General features: G+C 70.5%; 21 protein-coding genes. 5 read left to right on the top strand and 16 right to left on the bottom strand.

Going from position 1 to position 24,062, the window contains the following annotated elements; genetic code table 11:
- Window positions 1-14 precede the first annotated feature (14 nt).
- The 3 genes from ACRAKF_RS27625 to nsdA form a co-directional block, all read right to left on the bottom strand.
- Entirely contained in the window at window positions 15-353 is a 339-nt protein-coding gene (locus ACRAKF_RS27625) for a P-II family nitrogen regulator (protein WP_447040240.1), read from the bottom strand.
- A complete protein-coding gene (locus ACRAKF_RS27620) occupies window positions 350-1,711 on the bottom strand; it encodes an ammonium transporter (protein WP_447040239.1) in 1,362 nt (453 codons plus the stop codon). Before ACRAKF_RS27620 ends, ACRAKF_RS27625 begins: the two co-directional genes overlap by 4 nt.
- A gap of 318 nt (window positions 1,712-2,029) precedes the next feature.
- Window positions 2,030-3,502, bottom strand: coding sequence for a transcriptional repressor NsdA (gene nsdA, locus ACRAKF_RS27615; protein ID WP_447040238.1), 1,473 nt, complete (start codon window positions 3,500-3,502; stop codon window positions 2,030-2,032).
- A 439-nt stretch (window positions 3,503-3,941) separates the two neighbouring features.
- On the opposite strand from nsdA, the gene ACRAKF_RS27610 reads away from it, so the two are divergent.
- Window positions 3,942-4,601, top strand: a complete 660-nt coding sequence (locus tag ACRAKF_RS27610) for a bifunctional DNA primase/polymerase (RefSeq protein WP_447040237.1) — start codon at window positions 3,942-3,944, stop codon at window positions 4,599-4,601.
- 131 nt (window positions 4,602-4,732) lie between these two features.
- Here ACRAKF_RS27610 and ftsY read toward each other — a convergent pair whose 3' ends face one another.
- Complete coding sequence (ftsY, locus tag ACRAKF_RS27605; RefSeq protein ID WP_447040236.1) at window positions 4,733-5,953, bottom strand: signal recognition particle-docking protein FtsY; 1,221 nt, start codon at window positions 5,951-5,953, stop codon at window positions 4,733-4,735.
- A gap of 198 nt (window positions 5,954-6,151) precedes the next feature.
- Between ftsY and ACRAKF_RS27600 the strand changes: the two genes are divergently transcribed.
- Both ACRAKF_RS27600 and ACRAKF_RS27595 read left to right on the top strand, forming a co-directional pair.
- Window positions 6,152-7,609 (top strand): purine-cytosine permease family protein, encoded by a 1,458-nt coding sequence (locus ACRAKF_RS27600; protein WP_447040235.1) that lies wholly within the window; start codon window positions 6,152-6,154, stop codon window positions 7,607-7,609.
- A 157-nt stretch (window positions 7,610-7,766) separates the two neighbouring features.
- Window positions 7,767-8,750, top strand: coding sequence for an LLM class flavin-dependent oxidoreductase (locus tag ACRAKF_RS27595; protein WP_447040234.1), 984 nt, complete (start codon window positions 7,767-7,769; stop codon window positions 8,748-8,750).
- Window positions 8,751-8,801: 51 nt separating this feature from the next.
- Here ACRAKF_RS27595 and ACRAKF_RS27590 read toward each other — a convergent pair whose 3' ends face one another.
- The 4 genes from ACRAKF_RS27590 to ACRAKF_RS27575 all read right to left on the bottom strand — a co-directional run bounded on the left by ACRAKF_RS27590 (window position 8,802) and on the right by ACRAKF_RS27575 (window position 15,125).
- Entirely contained in the window at window positions 8,802-10,226 is a 1,425-nt protein-coding gene (locus ACRAKF_RS27590) for a sugar porter family MFS transporter (protein ID WP_447040233.1), read from the bottom strand.
- A 203-nt stretch (window positions 10,227-10,429) separates the two neighbouring features.
- Window positions 10,430-13,981, bottom strand: coding sequence for a chromosome segregation protein SMC (gene smc, locus ACRAKF_RS27585; RefSeq protein WP_447040232.1), 3,552 nt, complete (start codon window positions 13,979-13,981; stop codon window positions 10,430-10,432).
- Window positions 13,982-14,236: 255 nt separating this feature from the next.
- Window positions 14,237-14,440: a hypothetical protein gene (locus tag ACRAKF_RS27580; RefSeq protein ID WP_447040231.1), complete on the bottom strand. Its 204-nt coding sequence runs from the start codon at window positions 14,438-14,440 to the stop codon at window positions 14,237-14,239.
- 403 nt (window positions 14,441-14,843) lie between these two features.
- A complete protein-coding gene (locus tag ACRAKF_RS27575; protein WP_447040230.1) occupies window positions 14,844-15,125 on the bottom strand; it encodes an acylphosphatase in 282 nt (93 codons plus the stop codon).
- Window positions 15,126-15,254: 129 nt separating this feature from the next.
- Here ACRAKF_RS27575 and ACRAKF_RS27570 point away from each other — a divergent pair, with 129 nt between their 5' ends.
- A complete protein-coding gene (locus ACRAKF_RS27570) occupies window positions 15,255-16,136 on the top strand; it encodes a CAP domain-containing protein (RefSeq protein WP_447040229.1) in 882 nt (293 codons plus the stop codon).
- A 98-nt stretch (window positions 16,137-16,234) separates the two neighbouring features.
- Entirely contained in the window at window positions 16,235-16,618 is a 384-nt protein-coding gene (locus ACRAKF_RS27565) for a winged helix-turn-helix transcriptional regulator (protein WP_447040228.1), read from the top strand.
- Here the strand turns inward: ACRAKF_RS27565 and mutM are convergent.
- The 8 genes from mutM to recG form a co-directional block, all read right to left on the bottom strand.
- Entirely contained in the window at window positions 16,591-17,451 is an 861-nt protein-coding gene (gene mutM / locus ACRAKF_RS27560) for a bifunctional DNA-formamidopyrimidine glycosylase/DNA-(apurinic or apyrimidinic site) lyase (protein WP_447040227.1), read from the bottom strand. The genes ACRAKF_RS27565 and mutM overlap by 28 nt on opposite strands.
- A 127-nt stretch (window positions 17,452-17,578) precedes the next feature.
- A complete protein-coding gene (rnc, locus tag ACRAKF_RS27555) occupies window positions 17,579-18,409 on the bottom strand; it encodes a ribonuclease III (protein WP_447040226.1) in 831 nt (276 codons plus the stop codon).
- Between the two features lie 7 nt (window positions 18,410-18,416).
- Window positions 18,417-18,590, bottom strand: coding sequence for a 50S ribosomal protein L32 (rpmF, locus tag ACRAKF_RS27550; RefSeq protein WP_003965982.1), 174 nt, complete (start codon window positions 18,588-18,590; stop codon window positions 18,417-18,419).
- Between the two features lie 2 nt (window positions 18,591-18,592).
- Window positions 18,593-19,306 (bottom strand): YceD family protein, encoded by a 714-nt coding sequence (locus ACRAKF_RS27545; protein ID WP_447040225.1) that lies wholly within the window; start codon window positions 19,304-19,306, stop codon window positions 18,593-18,595.
- A 102-nt stretch (window positions 19,307-19,408) separates the two neighbouring features.
- Window positions 19,409-20,548: a cell division initiation protein gene (locus tag ACRAKF_RS27540; RefSeq protein WP_447040224.1), complete on the bottom strand. Its 1,140-nt coding sequence runs from the start codon at window positions 20,546-20,548 to the stop codon at window positions 19,409-19,411.
- A 111-nt stretch (window positions 20,549-20,659) separates the two neighbouring features.
- A complete protein-coding gene (gene coaD / locus ACRAKF_RS27535; protein ID WP_447042211.1) occupies window positions 20,660-21,139 on the bottom strand; it encodes a pantetheine-phosphate adenylyltransferase in 480 nt (159 codons plus the stop codon).
- Window positions 21,140-21,165: 26 nt separating this feature from the next.
- The gene (gene rsmD, locus ACRAKF_RS27530; RefSeq protein WP_447040223.1) at window positions 21,166-21,759 is read right to left on the bottom strand and encodes a 16S rRNA (guanine(966)-N(2))-methyltransferase RsmD; all 594 of its coding nucleotides are present in this window, start codon (window positions 21,757-21,759) and stop codon (window positions 21,166-21,168) included.
- A gap of 53 nt (window positions 21,760-21,812) precedes the next feature.
- On the bottom strand, window positions 21,813-24,047 hold the full coding sequence (gene recG / locus ACRAKF_RS27525) for an ATP-dependent DNA helicase RecG (protein WP_447040222.1): 2,235 nt from the start codon (window positions 24,045-24,047) through the stop codon (window positions 21,813-21,815).
- Window positions 24,048-24,062: the final 15 nt, after the last annotated feature.

The raw sequence follows: 24,062 nt of genomic DNA, 5'->3' as shown, positions 1-24,062 counted from the left end.
TGTTCGTTCGCCGGTCAGAGCGCGTCGGGTCCGCGCTCGCCGGTGCGCACCCGCACGGCCGTGTCCACGGGGACGCACCAGACCTTGCCGTCACCGATCTTGCCGGTGCGGGCGGCCTTGACCACGACCTCGATGAGCTGTTCGGCGTCATCGTCCTCGACGAGCACCTCGATACGGATCTTCGGCACGAGGTCCACCGTGTACTCGGCGCCCCGGTAGACCTCGGTGTGTCCGCGCTGGCGGCCGTATCCGCTGGCCTCGGTGACGGTCAGGCCGTGGATGCCGAAGGCCTGGAGCGCCTCCTTGATCTCGTCGAGCCGGTGCGGCTTGACGACCGCGGTGATGAGCTTCATGCGTCCACCTTCTTGTTCCGCTGTGCCTGGGGGTTGTCCGCGGCCGGGGCGGGCGCCGCCGCCGTGCGCGGGGCCGTGCCGCCGCCGGCGCCGCTGAAGTCGTACGCGGTCTCGGCGTGTTCGACCTGGTCGATGCCGGCGACCTCGACATCCTCGCTGACCCGCATCCCGATGGTCTTGTCGATCAGGAGGGCGAGGATCGCGGAGGCGACCAGGGAGTAGGCGAGGACGGCCCCGACCCCCGCGAGCTGCTTCCACAGCTGGGTGAAGGTGTGGTCTCCGTAGAAGAGGCCCGTGGCGTCCGACTGGCCGCCGCCGGTGGCGAAGAAGCCGACGAGGACGGAGCCGACGACACCGCCGACGAGGTGGACGCCGATGACGTCGAGGGAGTCGTCGTAGCCGAACCTGAACTTCAGGCCGACCGCCATGGCGCAGAGCAGCCCGGCGATGGCGCCGATGGCGATGGCGCCGAGCGGGGAGCAGGAGCCGCCGGACGGGGTGATGGCGACGAGCCCCGCGACGGCGCCGGAGGCGGCGCCGAGGGTGGTGCAGGCACCGTGGCGGACCTTCTCGTAGATGAGCCAGGCGAGCATGGCGGCGGCGGTGGCGACCTGCGTGTTGAGGAACATGAGGGCGCCCACGCCGTCGTCGTTGCCCAGCCACGATCCGGCGTTGAAGCCGAACCAGCCGAACCACAGCAGGGCCGCGCCGAGCATCACCAGCGGCAGCGAGTGGGGCCGCATCGGGTCCTTCTTGAAGCCGACGCGCTTGCCGATGACCAGGATGACGCCGAGCGCCGCGGCTCCGGCGTTGATGTGCACGGCCGTGCCGCCCGCGAAGTCGATGACGCCGAGTTCGAAGGCCCAGCCCCCGGCGCCCCACACCCAGTGCGCGACGGGGAAGTACACGATCGTGGCCCACAGGACGACGAAGAGCGCCCAGGCCGTGAACTTCACGCGGTCCGCGAGGGCGCCGCTGATCAGGGCGGGCGTGATGACGGCGAACATCAGCTGGAAGACGGCGAAGACGTAGACCGGGATGGTGTAGCCGTCCCAGAGCTGGTTGATGCCGAGACCACTGAGGCCCACGTAGTCACCGTCCCAGCCGAAGAGGCCGCCGTGGTCGGTGCCGAACGCGACGGAGAAGCCGTAGAGCACCCAGAGGATGGTGACGATGCCCAGGCTGATGAAGCTCATCATCAGCATGTTCAGGGTGCTCTTGACGCGGACCATGCCTCCGTAGAAGAAGGCCAGTCCCGGCGTCATGAGCATCACCAGGGCGGAACAGATGAGCATGAACCCGGTGTTTGCGGCAGACAGCTCGGGGGCTTCTGCGGCGATCGTGATGCCTGGGGGCATCGGCGTCTCCTCGTCGTCGTATGCGGCCGTGCGGCGGAACCTGTGGGGAGGGGCGGGCCTGTTGTGCGCCAGACATTGGCGCAGCGCCGTTTCGGCGGGGGCCCCTCGGTGTTTCGCCGCAGTGACGAAGAGGTCGTGCGTGTTACGCGTCCATGAACTGCCGGGCCGGGCGGGACGGGCCCGCATACCCTGCGCACGACGCGGGAACCGGCCGCGGCAGCCATCCTGCTGACCTGGCGCGGGGGAGCCGAGTCGGGCCGTGAGGGATGGGTCTGCCGCGGCCGGAGCCGGTGGTGCCGGAGCTCAGAGCACAGGCTCTCAGACCGCCTCCGCGGTCTCCGGCATCTCGACGGCGAGCCGCTCGGTGATCTGCACGACTTCGGCCACGTCGCCGAAGTCGCGCACGGCGGTGTCGACGGTCTTGCGCAGTCGGGTGTTGACCCGCTCCGAGCGGACCTTCTTGGCGATGTCCAGGGCCTGCCCGGCGAGGACGGTGCTCTGCTCGGGCTCGCGCTGGAGCAGGTGGACGGTGGCCTTGCCGATGAGGTTCAGCGCGTACGAACGCTGGTGCTCCTGGTCCTTTCCGAAGAGCTCCACGGCGCGGTCCATGACGGGCGCGGCCAGTGAGGCGTAGGCCGGGCTGCGGCCGGCGACATAGGCCAGGTCGCGGTACGAGTGGGCGTTCTCGCCGTTCAGCTCGGCCTCGGAGAAGAAGCGGATCCAGTCCGGCTCGGGCTCGTCGAAGTCGTCCGCGTCGGCGAAGGTGTCCTCGGCCATGCGCACGGCCCGCTTGCACTTGCCGGGCTGGCCCATGCCGGCGTACGCGCGGGCCTCCATCGCATACAGCATGGCCTGGGTGCGCGGTCCCGCGCAGTCCCGGCTGCCGTACTGCGCGAGGTGGATCAGTTCCAGCGCGTCGTCGGGCCGGCCGAGGTGGATCATCTGGCGGCTCATGCTGGAGAGAATGTACGACCCGAGCGGTTTCTCGCCCGCTTCCTTCGCCGCGTGCAGGGCGAGGACGAAGTACTTCTGGGCGGTGGGCTGGAGCCCGACGTCATAGCTCATCCAGCCGGCCAGCTCGGCCAGCTCGCCCGCGACCTTGAACAGGCGCTTGGAGGTGGCCTCGGTCTGGGGCTCCTGGAGCAGGTCCGTCACCTCATGGAGCTGTCCGACGACGGCCTTGCGGCGCAGCCCGCCGCCGCACTGGGCGTCCCACTGGCGGAACATCGCCGTGGTGGACTCCAGGAGGTCCAGCTCCGGCTTGGAGAGCCTGGCCGGGCGGCGCGAGGCGACGGTCTCGAACTCCTCCGGAGGTGTCGACGGCGAGGGCACGAGCCAGCGCTGCATGGGCTCGATGAGGGCGGGGCCGGCGGAGAGCGCGAGCGAGGCGCCGAGGAAGCCGCGGCGGGCGAGCATCAGGTCGCTGCGCGAGAACTCGCTCATCAGCGCCACGGTCTGTGGCCCGGTCCAGGGCAGGTCGACGCCGGTGGAGGCGGGCGTGCGGTGGGCGGCGCGCAGCCCGAGGTCCTCGACGGCGACGACACAGCCGAACCGCTCGGAGAACAGCTCGGAGAGGATGCGCGGAATGGGCTCCCGGGGATTCTCGCCGTCCAGCCAGCGGCGCACGCGCGAGGTGTCGGTGGAGATGTGGTGAGCGCCCAACTGCCGTGCTCTGCGGTTCACCTGGCGGGCCAGCTCGCCCTTCGACCAGCCGCTTCGCACGAACCAGGAGGTGAGCAGCTCATTGGGGCGCTTCTCAGCGTTCGCACCGCTTCCGCCATTGCCGCCCACTGGAACGCCCCCAACTCTTGAGACACCTGCGCACCGTCCACGCCGTGCACTGTCACCGCCAAGCCCTAACAGAATGCCGCCTGTCGCGGCCGCCCGTCCGGAGAACGTCACCCGTCGAACAGGAACCCGACTTGCCTCCGGCATACCCACGGGCGCTCGACATTCCCAGGGCCGTGTACCGAAAGTAATCCCACGATCACTGCCTCGGCGAGGGCGTTCGCGGAAACGCCACCATTCGCCACCCCTTCGTATGAACTCCCGTACCGCTACAAGCGATTCACTTGACATAGGGCGACCGAAAGTGGGCGGAGTGGAGTACGCCGGGGCGTGTGTCGCCGTGCACACAACCCCTGGAACCATCGAGCGCCGCCTTTAGAGCACAGCGTCACGAACCGATTCCTATACGTAACCGTGGCACGCTCGACCCGTTGGAGGGGGCATGGGCTTCACGATCGGCGGCACCCGAGGGACCGAAAGGCCCCGGGCCGGAGCACGACGGCGCGGCCGCACGTCGGACTGCACGGTGGTGGCGGAGTACACGGGCCTGTGGGGCTGGGACGCGGTGCCCGGTGCCCGCGCCCTGGACGGCGCCTGCTCCTGCGGCACCCCCGCCTGCGCCGCACCCGGCGCCCACCCCCTGGGCTTCGCGCAGGAGGTCCCCGCCGGGGCCACGCTGGACGAAGCGGCCAAGGCCTGGGCCGAGTTTCCCGGAGCGGCCGTGCTGCTGCCCGTGGGGCGGGCCTTCGACGTCCTGGAAGTGACGGAGTGCGCGGGGCGGCGCGCCCTGGCCCGCCTGGAGCGGATGGGCCTGCCGCTCGGCCCCGTGACGGTCACGCCCGAGGGCCGTGCGCAGTTCTTCGTCGCCCCCGGGGCCGCCGCCGAACTTCCCGGGCTGCTCTACCGCATGGGCTGGGACGACGCGGGCCTCGACCTGCACGGCCTCGGCCCGGGCGAGCACATCACCGCGCCGCCGTCCGACCGCGGCGGCCTCGGCCCGGTGCGCTGGCTGCGCTCCCCCGCACTGGACTCGGCGAGCGCCCCGCCGCAGGCCCGCGTCATCCTCGGCACCCTGGCGTACGTGGTCCACCGCTCGGCCTGACGCACCCCCCGGGCCCCGAGAGGCCCGGCGCACACGGAAGGGCCCCCTCGCATCTGCACCATGCGAGGGGGCCCTTCTTCACGTACGAGCCTTCACCGTACGAGGGACATGAGCCGTACGGCGTCTGCGCCTCAGTCGCCGATGAGCGCGTCCACGAACGCCTCGGGCTCGAACGGCGCCAGGTCGTCCGCGCCCTCGCCCAGGCCGATGAGCTTGACCGGCACGCCCAGTTCCCGCTGGACCGCGACGACGATGCCGCCGCGCGCGGTGCCGTCGAGCTTGGTCAGGACGATGCCCGTGATGTTGACGACCTCGGCGAAGACCCGCGCCTGCACCAGGCCGTTCTGGCCGGTCGTGGCGTCCAGGACGAGCAGGACCTCGTCGAGCGGGGCGTGCTTCTCGACGACGCGCTTGACCTTGCCGAGCTCGTCCATCAGGCCCGTCTTGGTGTGCAGCCGGCCCGCGGTGTCGATGAGGACGACGTCCGCGCCCTCCGCGATGCCCTCCTTGACCGCGTCGAACGCGATCGAGGCCGGGTCACCGCCCTCGGGGCCACGGACCGTGCGGGCGCCCACGCGCTCGCCCCAGGTCTGGAGCTGGTCGGCGGCGGCCGCGCGGAAGGTGTCGGCGGCGCCGAGCAGGACCGAGCGGCCGTCGGCGACGAGGACACGCGCGAGCTTGCCCGTGGTGGTGGTCTTGCCGGTGCCGTTGACCCCGACGACCATCACGATGCCGGGCGTCTCCAGGCCCGACTCGGTCTTCACGGCGCGGTCGAAGTCCGTGCCGACGAGCGTGAGCAGTTCCTCGCGCAGCAGCGCGCGCAGCTCTTCGGGCGTACGGGTGCCGAGCACCCTGACGCGCTCGCGCAGCCGCTCCACGAGCTCCTGCGTGGGTGCCACGCCGACGTCGGCGGTCAGCAGCGTGTCCTCGATCTCCTCCCAGGTGTCGTCGTCCAGGTGCTCGCGGGACAGCAGCGTGAGCAGTCCCTTGCCGAGCGCGTTCTGCGAGCGGGAGAGCCGGGTGCGCAGCCGGACCAGGCGGCCGGCGGTCGGTTCGGGGGTCTCGATGGCCGGGGCGGCCGGCTCCTCGACGACAAGCTCGTCGACGACCGGGGCCGAGGCCGTCGGCTCGACGAGCGGGAGTTTCACCTCCTCGATCGTTCGGCGCGTTTCGTCGCGCGGCGTCTCGGCCTCGTCGCCGACCTTCGGTTCGGCGGGAGGGGCGGTGATGGTGGGTGCGCTCGACGGGGCGTTCGAGGGCAGCCGCTTCTTCTTGCGGCTGCCGATCACGAGCCCGCCGAGCGCGCCGATCACGACCACGGCGATGACTACAGCAAGGATGACGATTTCCATAACCCGTCCAGTATCGGCCATGGCTCCCTCAGAGGCCCGGTTTGTGTCTTCGTCCAAATAACATAAGCCGTAGGAGGGCACTACTCGGACTAAAGTACGATGGAGCTGCCCGCATCAACGCGCGTAGAGTCCATCGCGATCACCCCCACCGACGGATCGCGACGTTGCGAGCCGAGCGAGAGGCACGGACCCACCCCCATGAGCACCACCGCCGAAACCGAAGGCGCCCTCGAGACGCGCGGCCTTGAGCCCGTCCCGGACGCCGAGCGCACGGGCCGGACCCGCGAGCTCTTCCCCACCTGGGTAGCGGCCAACATCAGCGTTCTGCTGCTCACCATGGGCGCGGGTCTGATCGTCTCCAACGGCCTGAACTTCTGGCAGGTCCTGGTCGTCGCGCTCGTCTCGCCCCTGCTGAGCTACGGCCTGGTCGGGCTGATCTCCATCGCGGGCAAGCGCGGCGGCTCGCCGGGCATGACGCTCTCCCGCGCGGTCTTCGGCCAGCGCGGCAACCTCTTCCCCGGCGCCCTGATCTGGGTCGCCCGCTGGGGCTGGGAGACGATCAACGCGGTCACGGGCGCGTACGCGATCATCACGGTCCTGAACATCTGCTTCGACGTCGAGTCCAGCACCTGGCTGACCGTCGTGACGCTGGTCGCCTTCGTCACCTGCACGTTCCTGATCAGTGGCCTCGGCCGGAAGATCCTGCACATCTGCAGCACGTGGTCGACGTACGCCTTCGGCGCCTTCAGCGTGCTCGTACTGGTCTATCTCCTCGCCGAGACCGACTGGTCCGCCGTCTTCGACAAGCCCGCGGGCTCCACCGCGATGATGGTCGCGGGCGTCGGCACGATCGCCGCGGGCGGCATCAGCTGGGTCCCGACCGGCCCGGACTTCACCCGCTACCTGCCGCGCACGGCGTCCAACAAGCCGCTGGTCGGCCACGCGGTCGGCGGCGCCGGCATCGTCGTCGTCCCGATGGTCCTGATGGGCGCCGTCATGGCGGTCTCCGCGCCGAAGCTCTCCTCGGCCCAGGACCCGGTCTCCTTCCTCGGCTCGCTGCTCCCGACGTGGATCGCGGTGCCGTACCTGATCATGGCCCTGATCGGCATGCTCCTGATCAACTCGATGTCCATGTACTCCGCGGGCTTCACCGCCATGACGCTCGGCATCAAGGTCCCGCGCGCGTGGGCCGTGAGTGTGAACGCGGTCATCAGCCTGATCTTCGGCTACATCCTGATGAACGTGGCGACGAGCTTCATGGGTTCGTTCATCTCCTTCCTCACCCTGCTCGCGGTCGCGTTCTCCGCCTGGATCGGCGTCTTCGGCGTCGACATGCTGCGCCGCAAGACGTACGACGGCGAGGCCCTGATGGACACCAAGCGCACCAGCGCCTACTGGTACAAGGCGGGCTTCGCCTGGCAGGCCATGACCGCGTGGGCGCTCGCCCTGGTGGCGGGGCTGCTCTTCACCAAGGTCGACTGGTTCAGCGGCCCGCTCGCCACCTCCTGGATCGGCCGCCACGGCCTGGGCTGGCTCGCCACGATCGTCATCTCGGCGGTGCTGTACGCGATCCTGCCGAAGACCCCGCTGGTCGAGAAGGACGCCGCGGCGCCGGGCGGCAAGGGCGACGGCGAGGCCGAGCTGGTCTCGGCCTGACGGCGATCCGGTCTCGGCCCGACGGGCGCCCCGGGCGCCCGATCCTCGCCAACTTCCTCATGAGACCCCCATGAGGCCCCCATGAGGCTACCCATCTGACATCGCGTCAACTAACGTCCCCCTTCGCCGCCCACGCACGGTGAAGGGGGACGTTCCCATGCCCGTCACAGTCGTACGCTTCAACCTCGTCGACCCCGCGGCCACACCCGCCGCGCTGAGCGACCGCTACAAGGCCGCCCTGGAGATGTCCACGTACGCGGACGACCGCGGCATCGCCACCATCCAGACCGAGGAGCACCACGGCGCCGAGAACAACTGGCTGCCCTCTCCCTTCACCTTCGCCGGAGCGGTCTTCGGGGCCACCCGGCGGATCTCCGTGACGGTCTCCGCGGTCATCGGCCCGCTGCACGACCCGCTGCGGCTCGCCGAGGACATCGCCGTACTGGACCTGCTCAGCGGCGGCCGCCTGGTCACCGTGGCGGGCATCGGCTACCGGCCCGAGGAGTACGAGCGGGCCGGCGTCGACTACACGCGCCGCGGCGAGCTCCAGGACGAGCTCCTCGAAACGCTGCTCAAGGCCTGGACCGGCGAGCCCTTCGCCTTCCGCGACCGCACGGTCCGCGTCACCCCGCGCCCCCTGACCCAGCCGCACCCCCTGCTCCTCGTCGGCGGATCGTCGAAGGCGGCGGCGCGGCGCGCGGCCCGGCTCGGCCTGCCGTTCTTCCCGAGCGCCCACCTCCCCGAGCTGGAGGCGTACTACAACGAGCGGCTCGCGGAGCACGGCACCGAGGGCTGGACGATGATGCCCGCCGCCGAGACCACGCTGCTGCACATCGCCGACGACCCCGAGCGGACCTGGGCGGAGCACGGCGAGCACTTCCTGCACGAGGCCCGCACCTACGCCTCCTGGCAGTCCAAGGACATCCGCTCGGCGGTGCGGTCGGCGGCGACGACGGTCGAGGAGCTGCGCGCCGAGGGCGTCTACCGGGTGCTCACGCCCGAGGAGTGCGTGACGTACGCGAAGGGCGACACCGGGAGCCTCATCCTGCATCCGCTCTCCGGCGGGATGCCCGTGGACGAGGGCTGGCGCAGCCTGCACCACTTCTGCGAAAACGTACTGCCCCGGCTGAAGGACAGGTGAACACGAGTCCTTCGGCCGGGGCAGCATCCTGAAGAGGAGGGGCAGCGGGGTTTAGCCCATCTCCTCCAGGGCCTTGCCCTTCGTCTCCTTGACGAACTTCATGACGAAGGGGATCGAGATCGCGGCGAAGGCGCCGTAGATGATGTACGAGCCGGTCAGCGACCACTCGGACATGCTCGGGAAGGTCTTCGTGATCGCGAAGTTGGCGAGCCACTGGGCGGAGGCGGCGACACCGAGCGCGGCGGCGCGGAGCCGGTTCGGGAAGATCTCGCCGAGCAGCACCCAGACGACCACGCCCCAGGACAGGGCGAAGAAGAGCACGAAGGTGTTGGCGGCGATGATCGCGACCAGGCCCTGGGCGTTGGGCAGCGAGACGGAGTCACCGGCACCGGTCTTGTACGAGAAGGCCCACGCCATGGTGAACAGGGCGACCGCCATACCCGCGGAGCCGATGATGGCCAGCGGCTTGCGGCCGATGCGGTCGACGAAGATCATCGCGATGACCGTGCCGATGATGTTCACGATCGAGGTCTCGAACGAGTACAGGAACGAGCTGGACGGGTCCTTGCCGATCGACTGCCACAGCTGGTTCGAGTAGTAGAAGATCACGTTGATGCCGACGAGCTGCTGGAAGACCGAGAGGCCGATGCCGATCCAGACGATCGGCAGGAAGCCGACCTTGCCGAGCAGGTCCTTGAAGGACGGCTTGTGCTCCCTGTGCAGGCCGCGTTCGATCTCGTCGACGCGCGCGTCCAGGTCGACGTTGACGCCCTCGACCTCGCCGAGCACCTTCTTGGCCTCGGCGTGCCGGCCGACCGAGACCAGGAAGCGGGGCGACTCCGGGATGATGAAGGACAGCAGCCCGTAGAGGAGCGCCGGGATGACCATGACGCCGAGCATCCACTGCCAGGCTTCGAGACCGGCGAGCTTGCCGCGCTGGTCGCCGTCCGCCATGTTCAGGATGCCCCAGTTGACCAGCTGGGAGACGGCGATGCCGATGACGATGGCGGCCTGCTGGAACGAGGCGAGCCGGCCGCGGTAGGCGGGCGGCGCGACCTCGGCGATGTAGGCCGGGCCGATCACCGAGGCCATGCCGATGCCGATGCCGCCGATGAGGCGCCACATCGTGAGGTCCCAGGCCGCGAAGGGCAGGGAGGAGCCGATGGCGCTCGCCGCGAAGAGGACCGCGGCGATCTGCATGCAGCGGATGCGGCCGATGCGGTCGGCGATGCGTCCGGCGACGGCGGCACCCACGGCACAGCCCAACAGCGCGGTGGCGATGATCCATCCGAGCGTGTCGGCGTCGACGTCGAAGCGGTGCTGGATGGCGACGGTCGCGCCGTTGATCACCGAGCTGTCGTAGCCGAACAGGAAGCCACCCATCGCGGCAGCCGCCGTAATGAAGATGACATGGCCGAGATGGTCCGGGTGGGCCTCTCTGGCTCCGGACGGGGGCGCCTTCGATGTGCTGGTCACGTGTACTCCTCGGGCCACCGGCAGCGTCGCCGGGGGTGGGGGCGAGTCATTCAAGTGGCGCACAACTTCACGCCGCCCACCACCTGAAGGTAAAAGCAACGTTGCAGAGACTATGCCTTCAAGTTTCGAAGTCAATAGGGGGGCTGTTGTGAATTTGAGAGCATCTTGAGGGCATACATGTTCAAGTCTTGAAGCCTGAATGCCTAGCGGAGCCGCTGGCTGATCACCTTGGAGACGCCGTCTCCCTGCATCGAGACGCCGTACAGGGCGTCCGCGACCTCCATCGTGCGCTTCTGATGCGTGATCACGATGAGCTGCGAGGCCTCCTGCAGCTCCTGCATGATCCGGATCAGGCGCTGGAGGTTGGTGTCGTCGAGCGCCGCCTCGACCTCGTCCATCACGTAGAACGGGCTCGGCCGTGCCTTGAAGATCGAAACGAGCAGCGCCACGGCCGTGAGTGACCGCTCACCGCCCGAAAGGAGCGAGAGCCGCTTGACCTTCTTGCCCGGCGGCCTGGCCTCGACGTCCACGCCCGTGGTGAGCATGTTGTCGGGGTCGGTCAGGATCAGCCGCCCCTCGCCGCCGGGGAACAGCCGCGAGAAGACGCCCTCGAACTCCCGGGCCGTGTCCCGGTACGCCTCCGCGAAGACCTGCTCGACGCGTTCGTCGACCTCCTTGATCACCTGCATGAGGTCGGCCCTGGTCTTCTTCAGGTCTTCCAGTTGCTCGCTGAGGAACTTGTGGCGTTCCTCCAGTGCCGCGAACTCCTCAAGAGCCAGCGGATTCACCTTTCCGAGCTGCTGATACGCCCGTTCGGCCGACTTGAGCCGCTTCTCCTGCTCGGCGCGGACGAAGGGCACCGGCCTGTTGCGCGGATGCGCGGGGTCCTCCGGCAGCTCCTCGCCCTCGGCGGGGGGCGAGGGCGGCACGGGCTGACCCGGGCCGTAGTCGGCCACGAGCCCCGCCGGTTCCACACCGAGTTCCTCCAGTGCCTTGGTCTCCAGCTGCTCGATGCGCAGCCGCTTCTCAGCACCAAGTACCTCGCCGCGGTGAACTGAATCAGTCAGCTTGTCCAGCTCGGCCTTGAGCTCGCGCCCCTGAGTGCGCTCGGCGGCCAGCTCCCGCTCCCGCACCTCCTTGGCGCGCTCGGCGGCGGCACGTTCCTGCTCGGCCCGGAGCAAGGACACCTCGACGTGCGCGAGGAGCTGCCGTCCACCGGCGGCGACGGCCCCCGCCACGGCGGCCTCGTGGCGCAGGCGCGCCTTGCGCTGCTCGGCACGCGCGCGTGCCTCGCGTTCGGCGCGCGCGGCCCGGTCCAGGGAGTCGGCGCGTCCCGCGAGCCCCTTCACCCGCTCCTCGTGCGTACGGGCCTGGAGCCGGGCCTCCATCTCGGTCTGGCGGGCGTTGGCCCCGTCGGCGGCCAGGCGGTCGCGCACGGAGGTGTCGGGCTCCTCATCGGCCGGTGCCTCCTCGGCGACGGCCAGCCGCTCGGCCAGTTCCTCGGCCTCCGCGACGGCCCGCTCCAGCGCGTCCTGCGCCGTGGCCGCCGCCGCGGCGCTGCGCTCGGCCTCACCCGCGGCGCCCCGCGCCTGCCCGGCGAGCGCCCCGAGCCGCTGGGCGACGGACGACTTCTCCCGGTCGGCGGCCCTGCGCCGCTCCCCCAGCTCCTCCACGAGCGCGGCGGCCAGGCCGCGCCGCTCGGCCGCGGTCCGCTGCGCCTCGGCCAGCTCCTCGCACCGCACGGCGAGCTGTTCCAGCTCGGCGGCGGCCTCGTCCACGGAGGCCTGCACTTCGAGCAGGCTCGGCGCCCCCGCGGAGCCGCCGTGCGCGAAGTGCGCCCCGAGCAGGTCGCCCTCCGCGGTGACGGCGGTCAGCTCGGGGTGGGCGTAGACGAGGTCCTCGGCGTCCTCCAGGGTCCCCACGGCGACCGTCCCGCGCAGCAGCCGCCGCACGGCCGGCATCAGCTCCTCGGGACCGCGTACGAGGTCGGCGACGTAGGGCGGGCCCTCGCGCCGATCCTGGCGCACGTCCTCCGGAGCGCCCCCGAGCAGCAGCGCGGCGCGCCCCGCGTCCTGCTTGCGCAGCAGCCGGATGGCCTCGGCGGCGGTGCCGGGACCGCTCACGGCGAGGGCGTCGGCTCCCGCCCCGAGCGCGGCGGCGACCTGCACCTCATGGCCGGGGGCGACCTCCAGGAGTTCGGCGGCGGGGCCGAGCAGCCCGGTGAGCTGGTCCCTGGCCGAGAGCAGGGCCCCGGTGCCGTCCTTGCGCCGCAGGCCGAGCGCGAGCGTCTCGTGCCGGGCGGCGACCGCGGCCCGCTTGCGCTCGGCGGCGGTCGCCGCTTCCCGTGCCGCGGCGAGAGCGGCCTCGGCCTCCGCGAGGTCCCGCCGGGCCGCGTCGTGCCGTTCGCCGAGTTCCGCGTCGTCCGCGTCCAGGCCCTCGACCTCGGCCTTGAGCTGCTCGTACTCCTCCTGGGCGGTGACCGCGCGCCCGGCCGCCGCGTCGCGCGCCTCGGCGAGGCGGTCGATCTCGGCCTGGGCGGACGCGGCCCGCGAACGCGCGGCGTTGACCTGTCCGCCGAGCCGCGCGAGGCCCTCCCTGCGGTCGGCGATGGCCCGCGCCACGTCCTTGAGCCTGCGCTCCTCGACCGCGAGACGCTGTTCGAGATCGGCCCGGTGGGCCACCGTGTCGTCAAGGGCGTGCTCGGCGGCTTCGAGGGCCGCTGTCAGCTCGGCCTCCTGCTCCCGCACGCGGGCGGCCTCGCGCTCCATGTCCTCGGGGTCACGACCGCGCCGCTCGTCGGGCGGCGTCGCGGTGGCGCTCCTGACCCGGGCGTCGGCCAGCGAGACGGTGCCGCGGACCCGTTCGGCGAGCTGCGACAGTTCGTACCAGGTCTGCTGGGCCTGTTGCAGCCGCGGGGTGAGGCGCCGCACCTCCTCCTCCAGGCGGGCCTCGCGCTGGAGGGCCGCCTTCAGTTCGGCCTCGGCGCTGTCCTTGCGCTCCTTGAGGGCGGCTTCGTCGGCGACCTCCGCGTTCAGCGCCTCGCGCAGCTTCACGAGGTCGTCGGCGAGCAGCCGGAGGCGGGCGTCGCGCAGGTCGGCCTGGATGACGGCGGCGCGGCGGGCCACGGCGGCCTGGCGGCCGAGGGGCTTGAGCTGGCGCCGCAGTTCATCGGTGAGGTCCTGCACGCGCGCGAGGTTGGCCTTCATCGCGTCGAGCTTGCGCAGGGCCTTCTCTTTGCGCTTGCGGTGCTTGAGGACGCCCGCGGCCTCCTCGATGAAGGCGCGGCGGCCCATGGGGTCGGCGTGCAGGACGCCGTCGAGCTGCCCCTGGCCGACGATGACGTGCATCTCGCGGCCGATGCCGGAGTCGGAGAGCAGCTCCTGGATGTCGAGGAGGCGGCAGGTGTCGCCGTTGATCTGGTACTCGCTGCCGCCGTTGCGGAACATGATCCGCGTGATGGTGACCTCGGCGTACTCGATGGGCAGCGCGCCGTCGGAGTTGTCGATGGTGAGGGAGACCTCGGCGCGGCCGAGCGGTGGCCGCCCGGTGGTGCCGGCGAAGATGACGTCCTCCATCTTGCCGCCGCGCAGCGATTTGGCGCCCTGCTCGCCCATGACCCAGCTCAGCGCGTCCACGACGTTGGATTTGCCGGAGCCGTTGGGTCCGACGACGCAGGTGATGCCCGGCTCGAACTTCAGCGTCGTCGCCGACGCGAATGACTTGAAGCCACGCAGGGTCAGGGCCTTGAGATGCACGCCGTCGGACTCTACCTTTCACCGCTCGTTTCACCGATGAAGGTGCAGGGCACATCAGACGGTAAAGGAAGCGGCGTACAGGGATGTGGCGTACGGGGGGACCGAAAGACGCGTCCGGGGGACAGAAAGAAGGGACGCCGAAGCGTCCCTTGCAGATCTGGATGCAGGCGGCTGACAGGCCGGCCCGACCACATGCTTACTGGGCGCCTTCCTTCATCTGCGAGAAGGCCCTGTGTGAGCGTGCTCAAATAGGGGTCAGGTGAGCGCAGGCTCCGCCTGGGGTACGTCGATGCTCTCCAGGAGAGATTCGTGAGAAGCGGCAGCCGCGAGCGCGTCGTTCTCCTGCTGAATCCGAACGAGTTCGGATTCCAGGTCTTGTACGCGCTGCTGGAGCCTTCGCATCTCAGCGAGAAGTCGCGGGTCGCTGCCGCCGACGTAACCGAGAAGCGCCTTTGCCATGATGGATGGTCCTCCACACTGGTGACCGACCGAAGCGGTGTGGGTCGTGAGGGAATCGCACCCGCCGTGCTTGGCACTCGTTGTTCTGCGGGTCTTGCTGGGCCGTTCTCACATGCCAAACAGCTAAGGTGCGCGGGGCTTTCAGAGTCTCACCAAAAAGTTTGACGGTCAACACGATCACGCCCTGCGCCGACGGGCGTCCCGGGGGCGCGCGGCCCTGGAACGGGCGGCGCTGCTTCTCCTGCGGGACCCCTGGGGGTGTGGAGATCATCCTTACTCGCGGAGCGTGCCACTGCAAGGGGTTGTCGGCAACCACCAGGCTCTTTCTGCCTCAGGCAGTTGCCCGGGACACCCGTCACGGCCCCGCGCGAGACCCGTCCGGACGCGTCCGCCCGGGTCAGGGTCAGCGGATGGCGAAGGTCTCGTATATGCCACGTGGTGTGTCCCAGATCTCTGTGACGCCATCGACCCGCCCGGGTGTGTCGCCCTCCTGGAGCCAGTCGAGCAGCTTCTGGCAGGCGGCCCGGGGGCCCTCGGCGACCACTTGCACGCGGCCGTCCTCCAGATTGAGAGCAAAACCACTCAGGCCGCCGATCTCCAGCGCCTTGGCACGGGTGAACCAGCGGAAACCCACAGCCTGCACGCGTCCGCGCACCCAGGCGACAAGTCGTACGTCGTCGTTCATGGCTGCACGCTAACCGGCCAATTGCTCCGGGAGCACTTCGTCCCCATCCGCCATCGCGTACAGTCCCGACTCGATGAGCCTCACCCGTATGGGTGAGTCACGTTGACCGCGGGAACGAAAGGCCAGGAGATGGGACGCCACCGACGCTCCGGCGGTGCGCGAGCCGCCGCCACCCCTGAGAACCATCCGGGCAGGGCGACGCACCACCGCCGCGGGAACCGGGCCTCGGCCCCGGTGCGGACGGGCCTGCTCGGCGTCTCGGCCGCGGTCGCCATGGGCGCCGTGGCGGTCGGTACGGGCGTCCTGCCCGGCGGTGACGGCTTCCGGCTCGGCGGCGACACCGAACCCGGCACGGTGCGCGCCGCGACCGCTCCGGCCGAGGTGGACGCCCAGGGCGGCTCCGGCGCCGGCGTCGACCGCGGGGAACCGTCGCCCAGCCGTGGCTCCGGCCGCGCACAGGTGCCCTCCCCCACTCCCTCCAAGGCCTCGCCGGAGCCGTCGAAGACGCCGTCCGAGAAGCCTTCGACGCGGGCGCCGAAGCCCGACGCCGGCAAGGAGTCGAAGCCGAGCCCGTCCCGTGCGCCGGAGCGCGCGCCGAAGGCGCCCCCGAAGAGCACGCCGTCGCCGTCCGCCGAGAGCGCGGCCGAGACGGCCGTCCTGACGCTGGTCAACGAGGAGCGGGCCAAGGCGGGCTGCCGCCCTGTGACCGCCGACAGCGGCCTCGCCTCGCTGGCCGGGCGGTTCAGCACGGACATGGCGCAGCGCGGCTTCTTCGACCACACCGACCCGGACGGCGCGACGCCGTGGGACCGCGCCGAGAAGGCCGGCATAACCGACCTCGGCGGCGAGAACATCGCCCGCGGCCAGGCGAACGCCCGGTCCGTGATGGACGCCTGGATGAACAGCTCGGGCCACCGCGCCAACATACTGAACTGCGACTACAAGACCCTCGGCGTCGGCGCGCACTTCGCGTCGGGCGGCCCCTGGTGGACGCAGGACTTCGGCTTCTGACCAGCCGTTCTCCCCGCCGGACCGCTCCCGCGCGGAGCCCGCTTACTTTTGGTGAGCGCAATCTTCTGGGCTGCGCTGTCCAGGAGTACGGTGTCTGCATGGTGGATTCCACGGACATGGCGTTCGACGTGTTCTCCCGGCACTGCCCGTCCCGGAGCACGCTGGAGCACGTCACCGGACGCTGGGGGGCGCTCACGCTCGGAGCGCTGCACGACGACACGTTCCGCTTCAACGAACTGCGGCGCCGCGTCGACGGCGTGAGCGAGAAGATGCTCTCCCAGACCCTGCACGCGCTGGAACGCGACGGCCTGGTGCAACGTGACGCACAGCCGACCAATCCGCCCCGCGTCGACTATCGGCTCACCCCGCTCGGCCGGGAGGTCGCCGATCGCCTGCTGGCCCTGATCCACTTCGTGGAAGGCCGCCAGAGTGACGTACTCCGGGCGCAGGAGCGTTACGACGCCACGCGCGGCGGCCGCTGACAGCGCGGGCAGAAGTAGCTGGAGCGGTTCATCCAGGGGCGGCGGCGGATCGCCGTGCCGCAGCGGCGGCAGGGCTTCTCCTCACGGCCGTAGGCGTCCAGCGACCGCTCGAAGTAGCCGGATTCGCCGTTCACGTTGACATAGAGGCTGTCGAAGCTGGTGCCGCCGACGGCGAGGGCCTCGTTCATCACGTCGCGCACATGGCCGAGGAGTTCCGCCGTGCGCGGGCGCGTGAAGGTGGCGGTGGGGCGCTCGTAGTGCAGGCGCGCGCGCCACAGGGCCTCGTCGGCGTAGATGTTGCCGACGCCGCTGATCAGCGACTGGTCGAGCAGCGCCCGCTTGATCGTCGTACGGCGGCGGCGCAGCGCGAGGTGGAAGGCGTCGTCGTCGAAGGCGGGGTCGAGCGGGTCGCGCGCGATGTGCGCGATGACGTCGGGCAGCCCGTCGGGGGTGTTGTCGTGCAGCGAGAGCCCGCCGAAGGTCCGCTGGTCGACGAAGCGCAGTTCGGTGCCTTGGGCGTCGTCGAACCGCACGCGGATCCGCAGGTGCTTCTCGTCCGGGGCGTCGTGCGGCTGCACGAGGAGCTGACCGCTCATCCCGAGGTGCGCGAGGACCGACTGGGCGGAGTCGGCGAGCGGCAGCCACAGGTACTTGCCGCGCCGCTGGGCGAGCCCGACCCGGTGGCCCCTCAGCCGGGCGCCGAAGTCCTCGCCGCCGGCGATGTGCCTGCGCACGGCACGCGGGTGCAGCACTCGCACCTCTTCCACCACACGGCCGCTGACCCAGCGCTCAAGGCCGCGCCTGACGACTTCGACTTCGGGCAGCTCGGGCACGTGAACACTCCGGATGACGAGTGAGGACGGTGGGTGACGGGTGACGGGTAACAGGTGACGCGTGACGGGGAAAAGGCTGGTGCCGGCCACCCCGAAGGGCGACCGGCACCAGACAGTGAAGCGACTGTCAGGCCGACGGGGCTTCGGCGCCCCCGTCGGCCGTCTCGGCAGCGGCGACGGCGATGACGGCCTGCGCCGCCTTCAACCGCTCGTCCGCGGCGGCGCGAATCGCGCGCCACGCGGACTCCGCGGCCTGCTGCTCCGCTTCCTTCTTGCTGCGGCCGGTGCCGGTGCCGTACGAGACGCCTCCGACGCGGGCGGCAGCAGTAAAGGTCTTCTCGTGGTCGGGTCCGCTCTCCGTGACGAGGTACTCGGGCACGCCGAGGCTCTCCGTCGCGGTGAGCTCCTGGAGACTGGTCTTCCAGTCCAGGCCCGCTCCCAGGTTCGAGGACTTCTCGATCAGCGGGTCGAAGAGCCGGTGTACCAGCTCACCCGCCGCGTCCAGGCCCTGGTCCAGATAGACCGCGCCGATCACCGCTTCCAGGGTGTCGGCGAGGATGGATGCCTTGTCCCTGCCTCCCGTGCCCTCTTCACCCCGGCCGAGCCGGATGAAGGAGCCGAGTTCGAGGCCACGGCTGACCTCCGCCAGTGCACGCGAGTTGACCACCGCGGCCCGCAACTTGGCCAGCTGGCCTTCGGGCAGGTCGGGGTGGGTGCGATAGAGCGTGTCCGTGACGACGAGGCCGAGCACGGAGTCCCCGAGGAACTCCAGCCGCTCGTTCGTCGGCAGGCCGCCGTTCTCGTACGCGTACGAACGGTGGGTCAGCGCACGCACCAGAAGGGCGGACTCGAGCTTGTACCCGAGCCGCCCTTCCAGAAGCGTGTGGGACGAGGCCGTTGTCTCCGCCAGTTTCTTGGCGTCTTCCGCCTTCTTGGGGCTAGACACGGTGCCTCTCACCAGCCGCTCAGACCTCGAGGACCTGGCGCTTGTTGTACGTGCCGCAGCTCGGGCACGCGATGTGCTGCAGCTTGGGCTCCTGGCAACGCTCACACGAAACCAGAGTGGGGACCGCAGCCTTCCACTGCGACCGGCGGTGGCGCGTGTTGCTGCGCGACATCTTCCGCTTCGGAACAGCCACGGCTACTTCTCCTGCTTCTCGTCGACGTGCGCTGATCGAGGCGCGTCGCCGCTCATCTCGTCCTTCTCGCCGTCCTGGATGGTTCCAGCGAGTCCCTGCAGTGCCGCCCAACGGATGTCGACGGCGTCATGGTGGTGGTCCGGGTCGTCCGCGAGCCGCACTCCGCATTGGGAACACAGGCCCGGGCAGTCTTCCTGGCACACCGGCTGCATCGGCAGTGCGAGCACCACCGCGTCACGCAGCACAGGCTCGAGGTCGAACATGCCGTCCTCGAGAAAGAGCCTGTCCTCGTCTTCCTCGGCGTCGTCGGCCGGTTCCGCGGTGCGGCCCCGGTCGTCGGCGTCAGGGTACGAGAACATCTCCTGGAAGTCCGCTGCGAGCTCCAGCTCGAGCGGCTCCAGACACCTTACGCACTCCCCCTCGGCCGATGCACGGGCGGTGCCTGTGACAAGCACCCCTTCCATGACCGACTCAAGACGGACGTCGAGCTGGACCGGGGCGCCCTGCGGCACTCCGATGACCCCTTCGATACCGAGGACGCCGGGCGGACCGGGTGCCTCGATCTCGCGGGCCACCCGCTGCATGGCACCAGGACGCCGACCCAGTTCGTGTGTGTCGAACACGAGTGGGTTGCGGTGGTCGAGGCGCGTGCTCAGGGCTTCTCCTGCTTTCGATCCGGGAAGTTCAAAGGGGGCCGACGCACTGCCGCGGCTCATGCACCGCTTGCGTGGGCAGCCTGAGTCGCGGACGTATGCGCGACCGAAGAGCCAGGGTACTTGACCATTCGCTCTCGGCCCAATCCGGACCGATCTACCCCGTTAGCGCCCCTGCTGGCGCCCCTGCTCGTACTGGCGGAGCTGCTCGGCGCTGATCATGGTCGTATCGAAGAGGCTGGCCTCCTCCAGCGCCCCCGCGCCCTCGTACTGGGGCTGCTGGGGCATCTGGGGCTGCTGGTGCTGCTCGTAGGGCTGCTGCGGCTGTTGCTGCTGCTCGTAGCCGTACTGCTGGTCCGGGTGCAGGTCCTGGTGCTGGTACGCGTACGGGTCCTGCTGGCCGTAGGGCTGCTGGTACGCGTACGGGTCCTGGGGCTGCTGCTGGTATCCGTACGGGTCCGGCTGCTGCTGCGGCTGCGCGTACGGGTCCTGCGGCGGCAGCGGCGGGGCCTGGGGCGGCTGCACCGGGGGCTGCTGCATCGGGGGCTGCTCGGGCGGCGGGGCCTGACGCTGAGGGGGCGCGTCGACCGGGGTGCCCGCGAGGTCCGCGAGGTACTCGGCGTCGGTGGTGTGCCCCTGGGTGGCGCTGCCGTCACCGAGCGCGCCCAGCTCGTCGGCGGGCGCCCGGCCGTGCAGGGTCTGGCGGCCGCGGCCGACCGCCTCCAGGGTCTTGGCGAGGACCGCCTCGAAGGCGCCGAGCTTGGCGTCGACGTACGCGTCGGCGTTTCGGCGCAGCGTCTCGGGGTCGTGGCTGCGCTCGGGGGCGTCCTCGTCCTCGTAGCCGTGCTCGTCGACGCCGGGACCGGTGCCGAGGAGCTTCTCGCGGCCGCGGCCCACCGAGCCGAGGGTCTTGGTGAGGACGACCTCGAAGTTGGCGAGCTTGCTGTCCACGTAGTCGTCGGCCTCGGCGCGGACGTCCTCGGCGGCCTGGCGGGCGTCGGCGAGGATGCGCTCGGCCTCGCCCTGGGAGCGGCGGGCGACCTCGGTGTCGGAGATCAGGGAGCCGCGCTCGGCGTGCGCGCCGCTGATGATGCGCTCGGCCTCCTGGCGGGCCTGCTCGACGAGCTGCTCACGGCCGCCGATCAGCTCCTGCGCCTGGGCGAGGGAGCCCGGCAGCGCCTGGCGCACCTCTTCGAGCATCGAGAGCAGATCGGCGCGGTTGACCACGCACGAGGCCGACATGGGCATGGACCGGGCGCTGCCGACCGCCTTGACGATCTCGTCGATCTTCTTCTGCACGTCCACCGTGTGCTCGCCACTCTCTACAGCTGGTTGGGAGACGGACGGGACGACTGTAAGGCCAGTGGCCGCCCGCCCGACACCGGGTGACGAACTGTCAGTGGGCCGTCCCGGGCGTCACTTCTCGCCCAGGCGTTCGACCAGGGCCTCGTGGACCACCGGCGGCAGCAGGTGCGCGACGTCGCCGCCCCAGGCCGCGACCTCCTTGACCAGCGAGGAGGAGAGGAAGCTGTAGGTGGGGTTGGTGGGGACGAACAGGGTCTCGACGCCCGAGAGGCCGTTGTTCATCTGGGCCATCTGGAGCTCGTAGTCGAAGTCGCTGACCGCGCGCAGGCCCTTCACGATGGCCGGGATGTCGCGCTGCTTGCAGAAGTCGACGAGGAGGCCGTGGAAGGACTCCACCTCGACGTTGCCGAAGTCGGCCGTGACCTGGCGGATCAGCTCGATCCGCTCGTCGATCTCGAACAGGCCCTTCTTCGACTGGTTGATCATCACCGCGACGTGCACCACGTCGTACAGCTTGGAGGCGCGGGCGATGATGTCGAGGTGTCCATTGGTGATGGGGTCGAACGACCCCGGACAGACGGCGCGGCGCAACGTGAGTCCCTCGCTCTCCGGTCCGGTCATGGCGCGATCTCTGAGTCGTCGCACGTAGAGGCGGCGCGACCGTACCAAAACGTCCCTTCGCCGTAGCGACGGGACCTGAGGGCCTCGAAACCCTCCGGCCAGCCGAAGACACCGCCTCTTGTACTGCGTTCAACGGTGACGAGCGCGTCGCCCGTGAGCCAGCCTTCCGAGCGGAGTGTGAGCAGTATCTCCCGAAGATCGTCATCGGTGACGGCGTAGGGCGGATCGAGGAACACCAGGTCATACGGGGCGGAGGGCCGCCCCTGCCGGATGATCTGGGCGGCTTTGCCCGCTCTCACCTCGGCGCCGGGCAGACCGACCGTCTTCACGTTCTCCCGGATGGTGCGGGCCGCTCGGGCGTCCGCCTCGACAAGCAGGGTGTGCGCGGAGCCCCGGGAGAGGGCCTCCAGGCCGACGGCTCCCGAGCCCGCGTACAGGTCGAGCACGCGGGTGCCGTCGAGCGTGCCCTGGAGGGCCTGCCAGGTGGAGAAGAGGCCCTCGCGCGCACGGTCGGACGTGGGACGGGTGCCGTTCCCCGGCGGTACGGCGAGGCGGCGTCCGCCGGCCGTACCGGCGATCACGCGGGTCATCTGAGTCCTTCTGGCTGGGCTGTGGTCCCTCCACGATATGGCGTGCCCGGGCGTCAGCCCTTGTCGAGGTACTGCTCGCGCTCGGCGTCGAGCAGCGCGTCGAGGGCCGTGCGCAGCTCGGGCAGGTGCTCCAGGTCGGGGTCCTCGGCCACCACCGTGACCGCCTCCTCGCGGGCGGCGGCGATGATCTCCTCGTCCTCGATGACCGCGAGCATGCGCAGGCTGGTGCGGACGCCGGACTGGGCCTGGCCGAGTACATCGCCCTCGCGGCGCTGCTCCAGGTCGATGCGGGAGAGCTCGAAGCCGTCGAGCGTGGCGGCGACGGCGCCGAGGCGGGCGCGGGCCGGCGCCGCCTCCGGCATGTCGGTGACCAGGAGGCAGAGGCCGGGCGCGGAGCCACGGCCGACCCGGCCGCGCAACTGGTGGAGCTGGGAGACGCCGAAGCGGTCGGCGTCCATGATCACCATGGCGGTGGCGTTCGGCACGTTCACGCCGACCTCGATGACCGTCGTCGCGACCAGGACGTGGGTCTCGCCCGCGGCGAAGCGGCGCATCACGGCGTCCTTGTCGTCGGGCTGCATGCGGCCGTGCAGCGGCTCGATCCGCAGGCCACGCAGCGGGCCGTGGGTGAGCTGCTCGGCGACGTCGAGGACGGCGAGCGGCGGCCGCTTCTCGGCGGTGGCCTCTTCCTCCGCCCTGTCCTCTGCCGACTTCTTCTTGCCGGTCTTCGCGGCCTTCTTGGGGTCATCCTCCTCGTCGCCGATGCGCGGGCAGACCACGTACGCCTGGTGGCCCTTCTCGACCTCCTCGCGCACGCGCTCCCAGGCGCGGGCGAGGAAGTGGGGTTTGTCCTGGGCGGGGACCACATGGCTGGCGATCGGCGAACGGCCGGCCGGGAGCTGGTCCAGGACGGAGGTCTCCAGGTCGCCGAAGACCGTCATCGCGACCGTGCGGGGAATGGGCGTGGCCGTCATGACGAGCAGGTGCGGGGGCTGCTTGCCCTTGCCGCGCAGGGCGTCGCGCTGCTCGACGCCGAAGCGGTGCTGCTCGTCCACGACGACCAGGCCGAGGTCGTGGAACTGCACCTTGTCCTCGATCAGCGCATGGGTGCCGATGACGATGCCGGCCTCGCCGGTGACCAGGTCGAGCAGGGCCTGACGGCGGCCGGCCGTACCCATGGAGCCGGTGAGCAGTGTGACCTTGGTGGCCTGCTCGGCACCGCCGAGCATCCCGCCCTCGGCGAGCTCCCCCATCATCTCGACGATCGAGCGGTGGTGCTGCTGGGCGAGGACCTCGGTCGGCGCGAGCATGGCGGCCTGCCCACCCGCGTCGACCACGGCGAGCATGGCGCGCAGGGCGACCATCGTCTTGCCCGATCCGACCTCTCCCTGGAGGAGGCGGTGCATCGGGTGCTCGGTCGCGAGGTCGTCGAAGATCTCCTTGGAGACCGACCGCTGGCCTTCGGTGAGGGTGAAGGGGAGCTTGGCGTCGAAGGCGTCCAGGAGGCCGCCCTCCCTGGGTCTGCGGGCCACGGCGGGGAGCTGCGCGTCCGCGTGCCGCCGCCTGGCCAGGGCGACCTGGAGGACGAAGGCCTCGTCCCACTTCAGGCGGTCGCGGGCGGCGGCGATGTCCGCCTTGGTGTGCGGGCGGTGGATCTTCAGGAGGGCTTCGGGGAGCGGGACGAGTGCGCGGCCCTCCCGGAGCGAGGCGGGCAGCGGGTCGAGGGCTTCCTGTGCGCTGGGCAGGACCGTCTCGACGGACTTGGCGATCTTCCAGGACTCCAGTTGCTTGCACGCCGGATAGATCGGGATGAGCGCGCCGGCCCAGCTGTCCACGGCGTCCGGGTCACCGCCGCGCAGCAGTTCATACGCCGGGTGGGCGAGCTGGAGGCGGTGGTTGAAGACCGAGACCTTGCCCGCGAACATCGCGCGGGTGCCGGGCAGCAGCTCCGTGTGCGGCTTGTGGACACCGCGGCCGAAGAAGACGAGGCGGAGCTCGCCGCTGCCGTCGGTGATGGTGACTTCGAGGCGCTGGCCCTGGCCGCGGGGCGCCTTGGGCGACTTGAACGTGTGCAGGCGCGCGCTCGCGACTTGGGCGACCACCGTGACGTGCTCGTCCAGCGGGAGGTCGGCGAGGCGGGTGAGCTCACCCCGCTCGGCATACCGTCGGGGGTAGTGGTGCAGCAGGTCGCCGACCGTGTGCAGGTCGAGGTGCTCGGCCATCACCTTCGCGGTGGCGGGACCGACCACTTTCTTCAGGGGTTCTTCGAGCGCAGGCACGAGATCCATTGCACACCACCCCAC

It is taken from the genome of Streptomyces sp. DSM 118878, from assembly GCF_052936595.1.
Note: the sequence above shows the minus strand (reverse complement) of the source record. Positions and strands in the feature narration are given on the sequence as shown.

What these genes read in the sequence shown, in the direction of transcription:
- ACRAKF_RS27625 (WP_447040240.1), bottom strand. Translation starts at nt 353, where the DNA reads ATGAAGCTCATCACCGCGGTCGTCAAGCCGCACCGGCTCGACGAGATC.
- ACRAKF_RS27620 (WP_447040239.1), bottom strand. Translation starts at nt 1,711, where the DNA reads ATGCCCCCAGGCATCACGATCGCCGCAGAAGCCCCCGAGCTGTCTGCC.
- ACRAKF_RS27610 (WP_447040237.1), top strand. Translation starts at nt 3,942, where the DNA reads ATGGGCTTCACGATCGGCGGCACCCGAGGGACCGAAAGGCCCCGGGCC.
- ftsY (WP_447040236.1), bottom strand. Translation starts at nt 5,953, where the DNA reads ATGGAAATCGTCATCCTTGCTGTAGTCATCGCCGTGGTCGTGATCGGC.
- ACRAKF_RS27600 (WP_447040235.1), top strand. Translation starts at nt 6,152, where the DNA reads ATGAGCACCACCGCCGAAACCGAAGGCGCCCTCGAGACGCGCGGCCTT.
- ACRAKF_RS27595 (WP_447040234.1), top strand. Translation starts at nt 7,767, where the DNA reads ATGCCCGTCACAGTCGTACGCTTCAACCTCGTCGACCCCGCGGCCACA.
- ACRAKF_RS27580 (WP_447040231.1), bottom strand. Translation starts at nt 14,440, where the DNA reads ATGGCAAAGGCGCTTCTCGGTTACGTCGGCGGCAGCGACCCGCGACTT.
- ACRAKF_RS27575 (WP_447040230.1), bottom strand. Translation starts at nt 15,125, where the DNA reads ATGAACGACGACGTACGACTTGTCGCCTGGGTGCGCGGACGCGTGCAG.
- ACRAKF_RS27570 (WP_447040229.1), top strand. Translation starts at nt 15,255, where the DNA reads ATGGGACGCCACCGACGCTCCGGCGGTGCGCGAGCCGCCGCCACCCCT.
- ACRAKF_RS27565 (WP_447040228.1), top strand. Translation starts at nt 16,235, where the DNA reads ATGGTGGATTCCACGGACATGGCGTTCGACGTGTTCTCCCGGCACTGC.
- ACRAKF_RS27545 (WP_447040225.1), bottom strand. Translation starts at nt 19,306, where the DNA reads ATGAGCCGCGGCAGTGCGTCGGCCCCCTTTGAACTTCCCGGATCGAAA.
- rsmD (WP_447040223.1), bottom strand. Translation starts at nt 21,759, where the DNA reads ATGACCCGCGTGATCGCCGGTACGGCCGGCGGACGCCGCCTCGCCGTA.
- recG (WP_447040222.1), bottom strand. Translation starts at nt 24,047, where the DNA reads ATGGATCTCGTGCCTGCGCTCGAAGAACCCCTGAAGAAAGTGGTCGGT.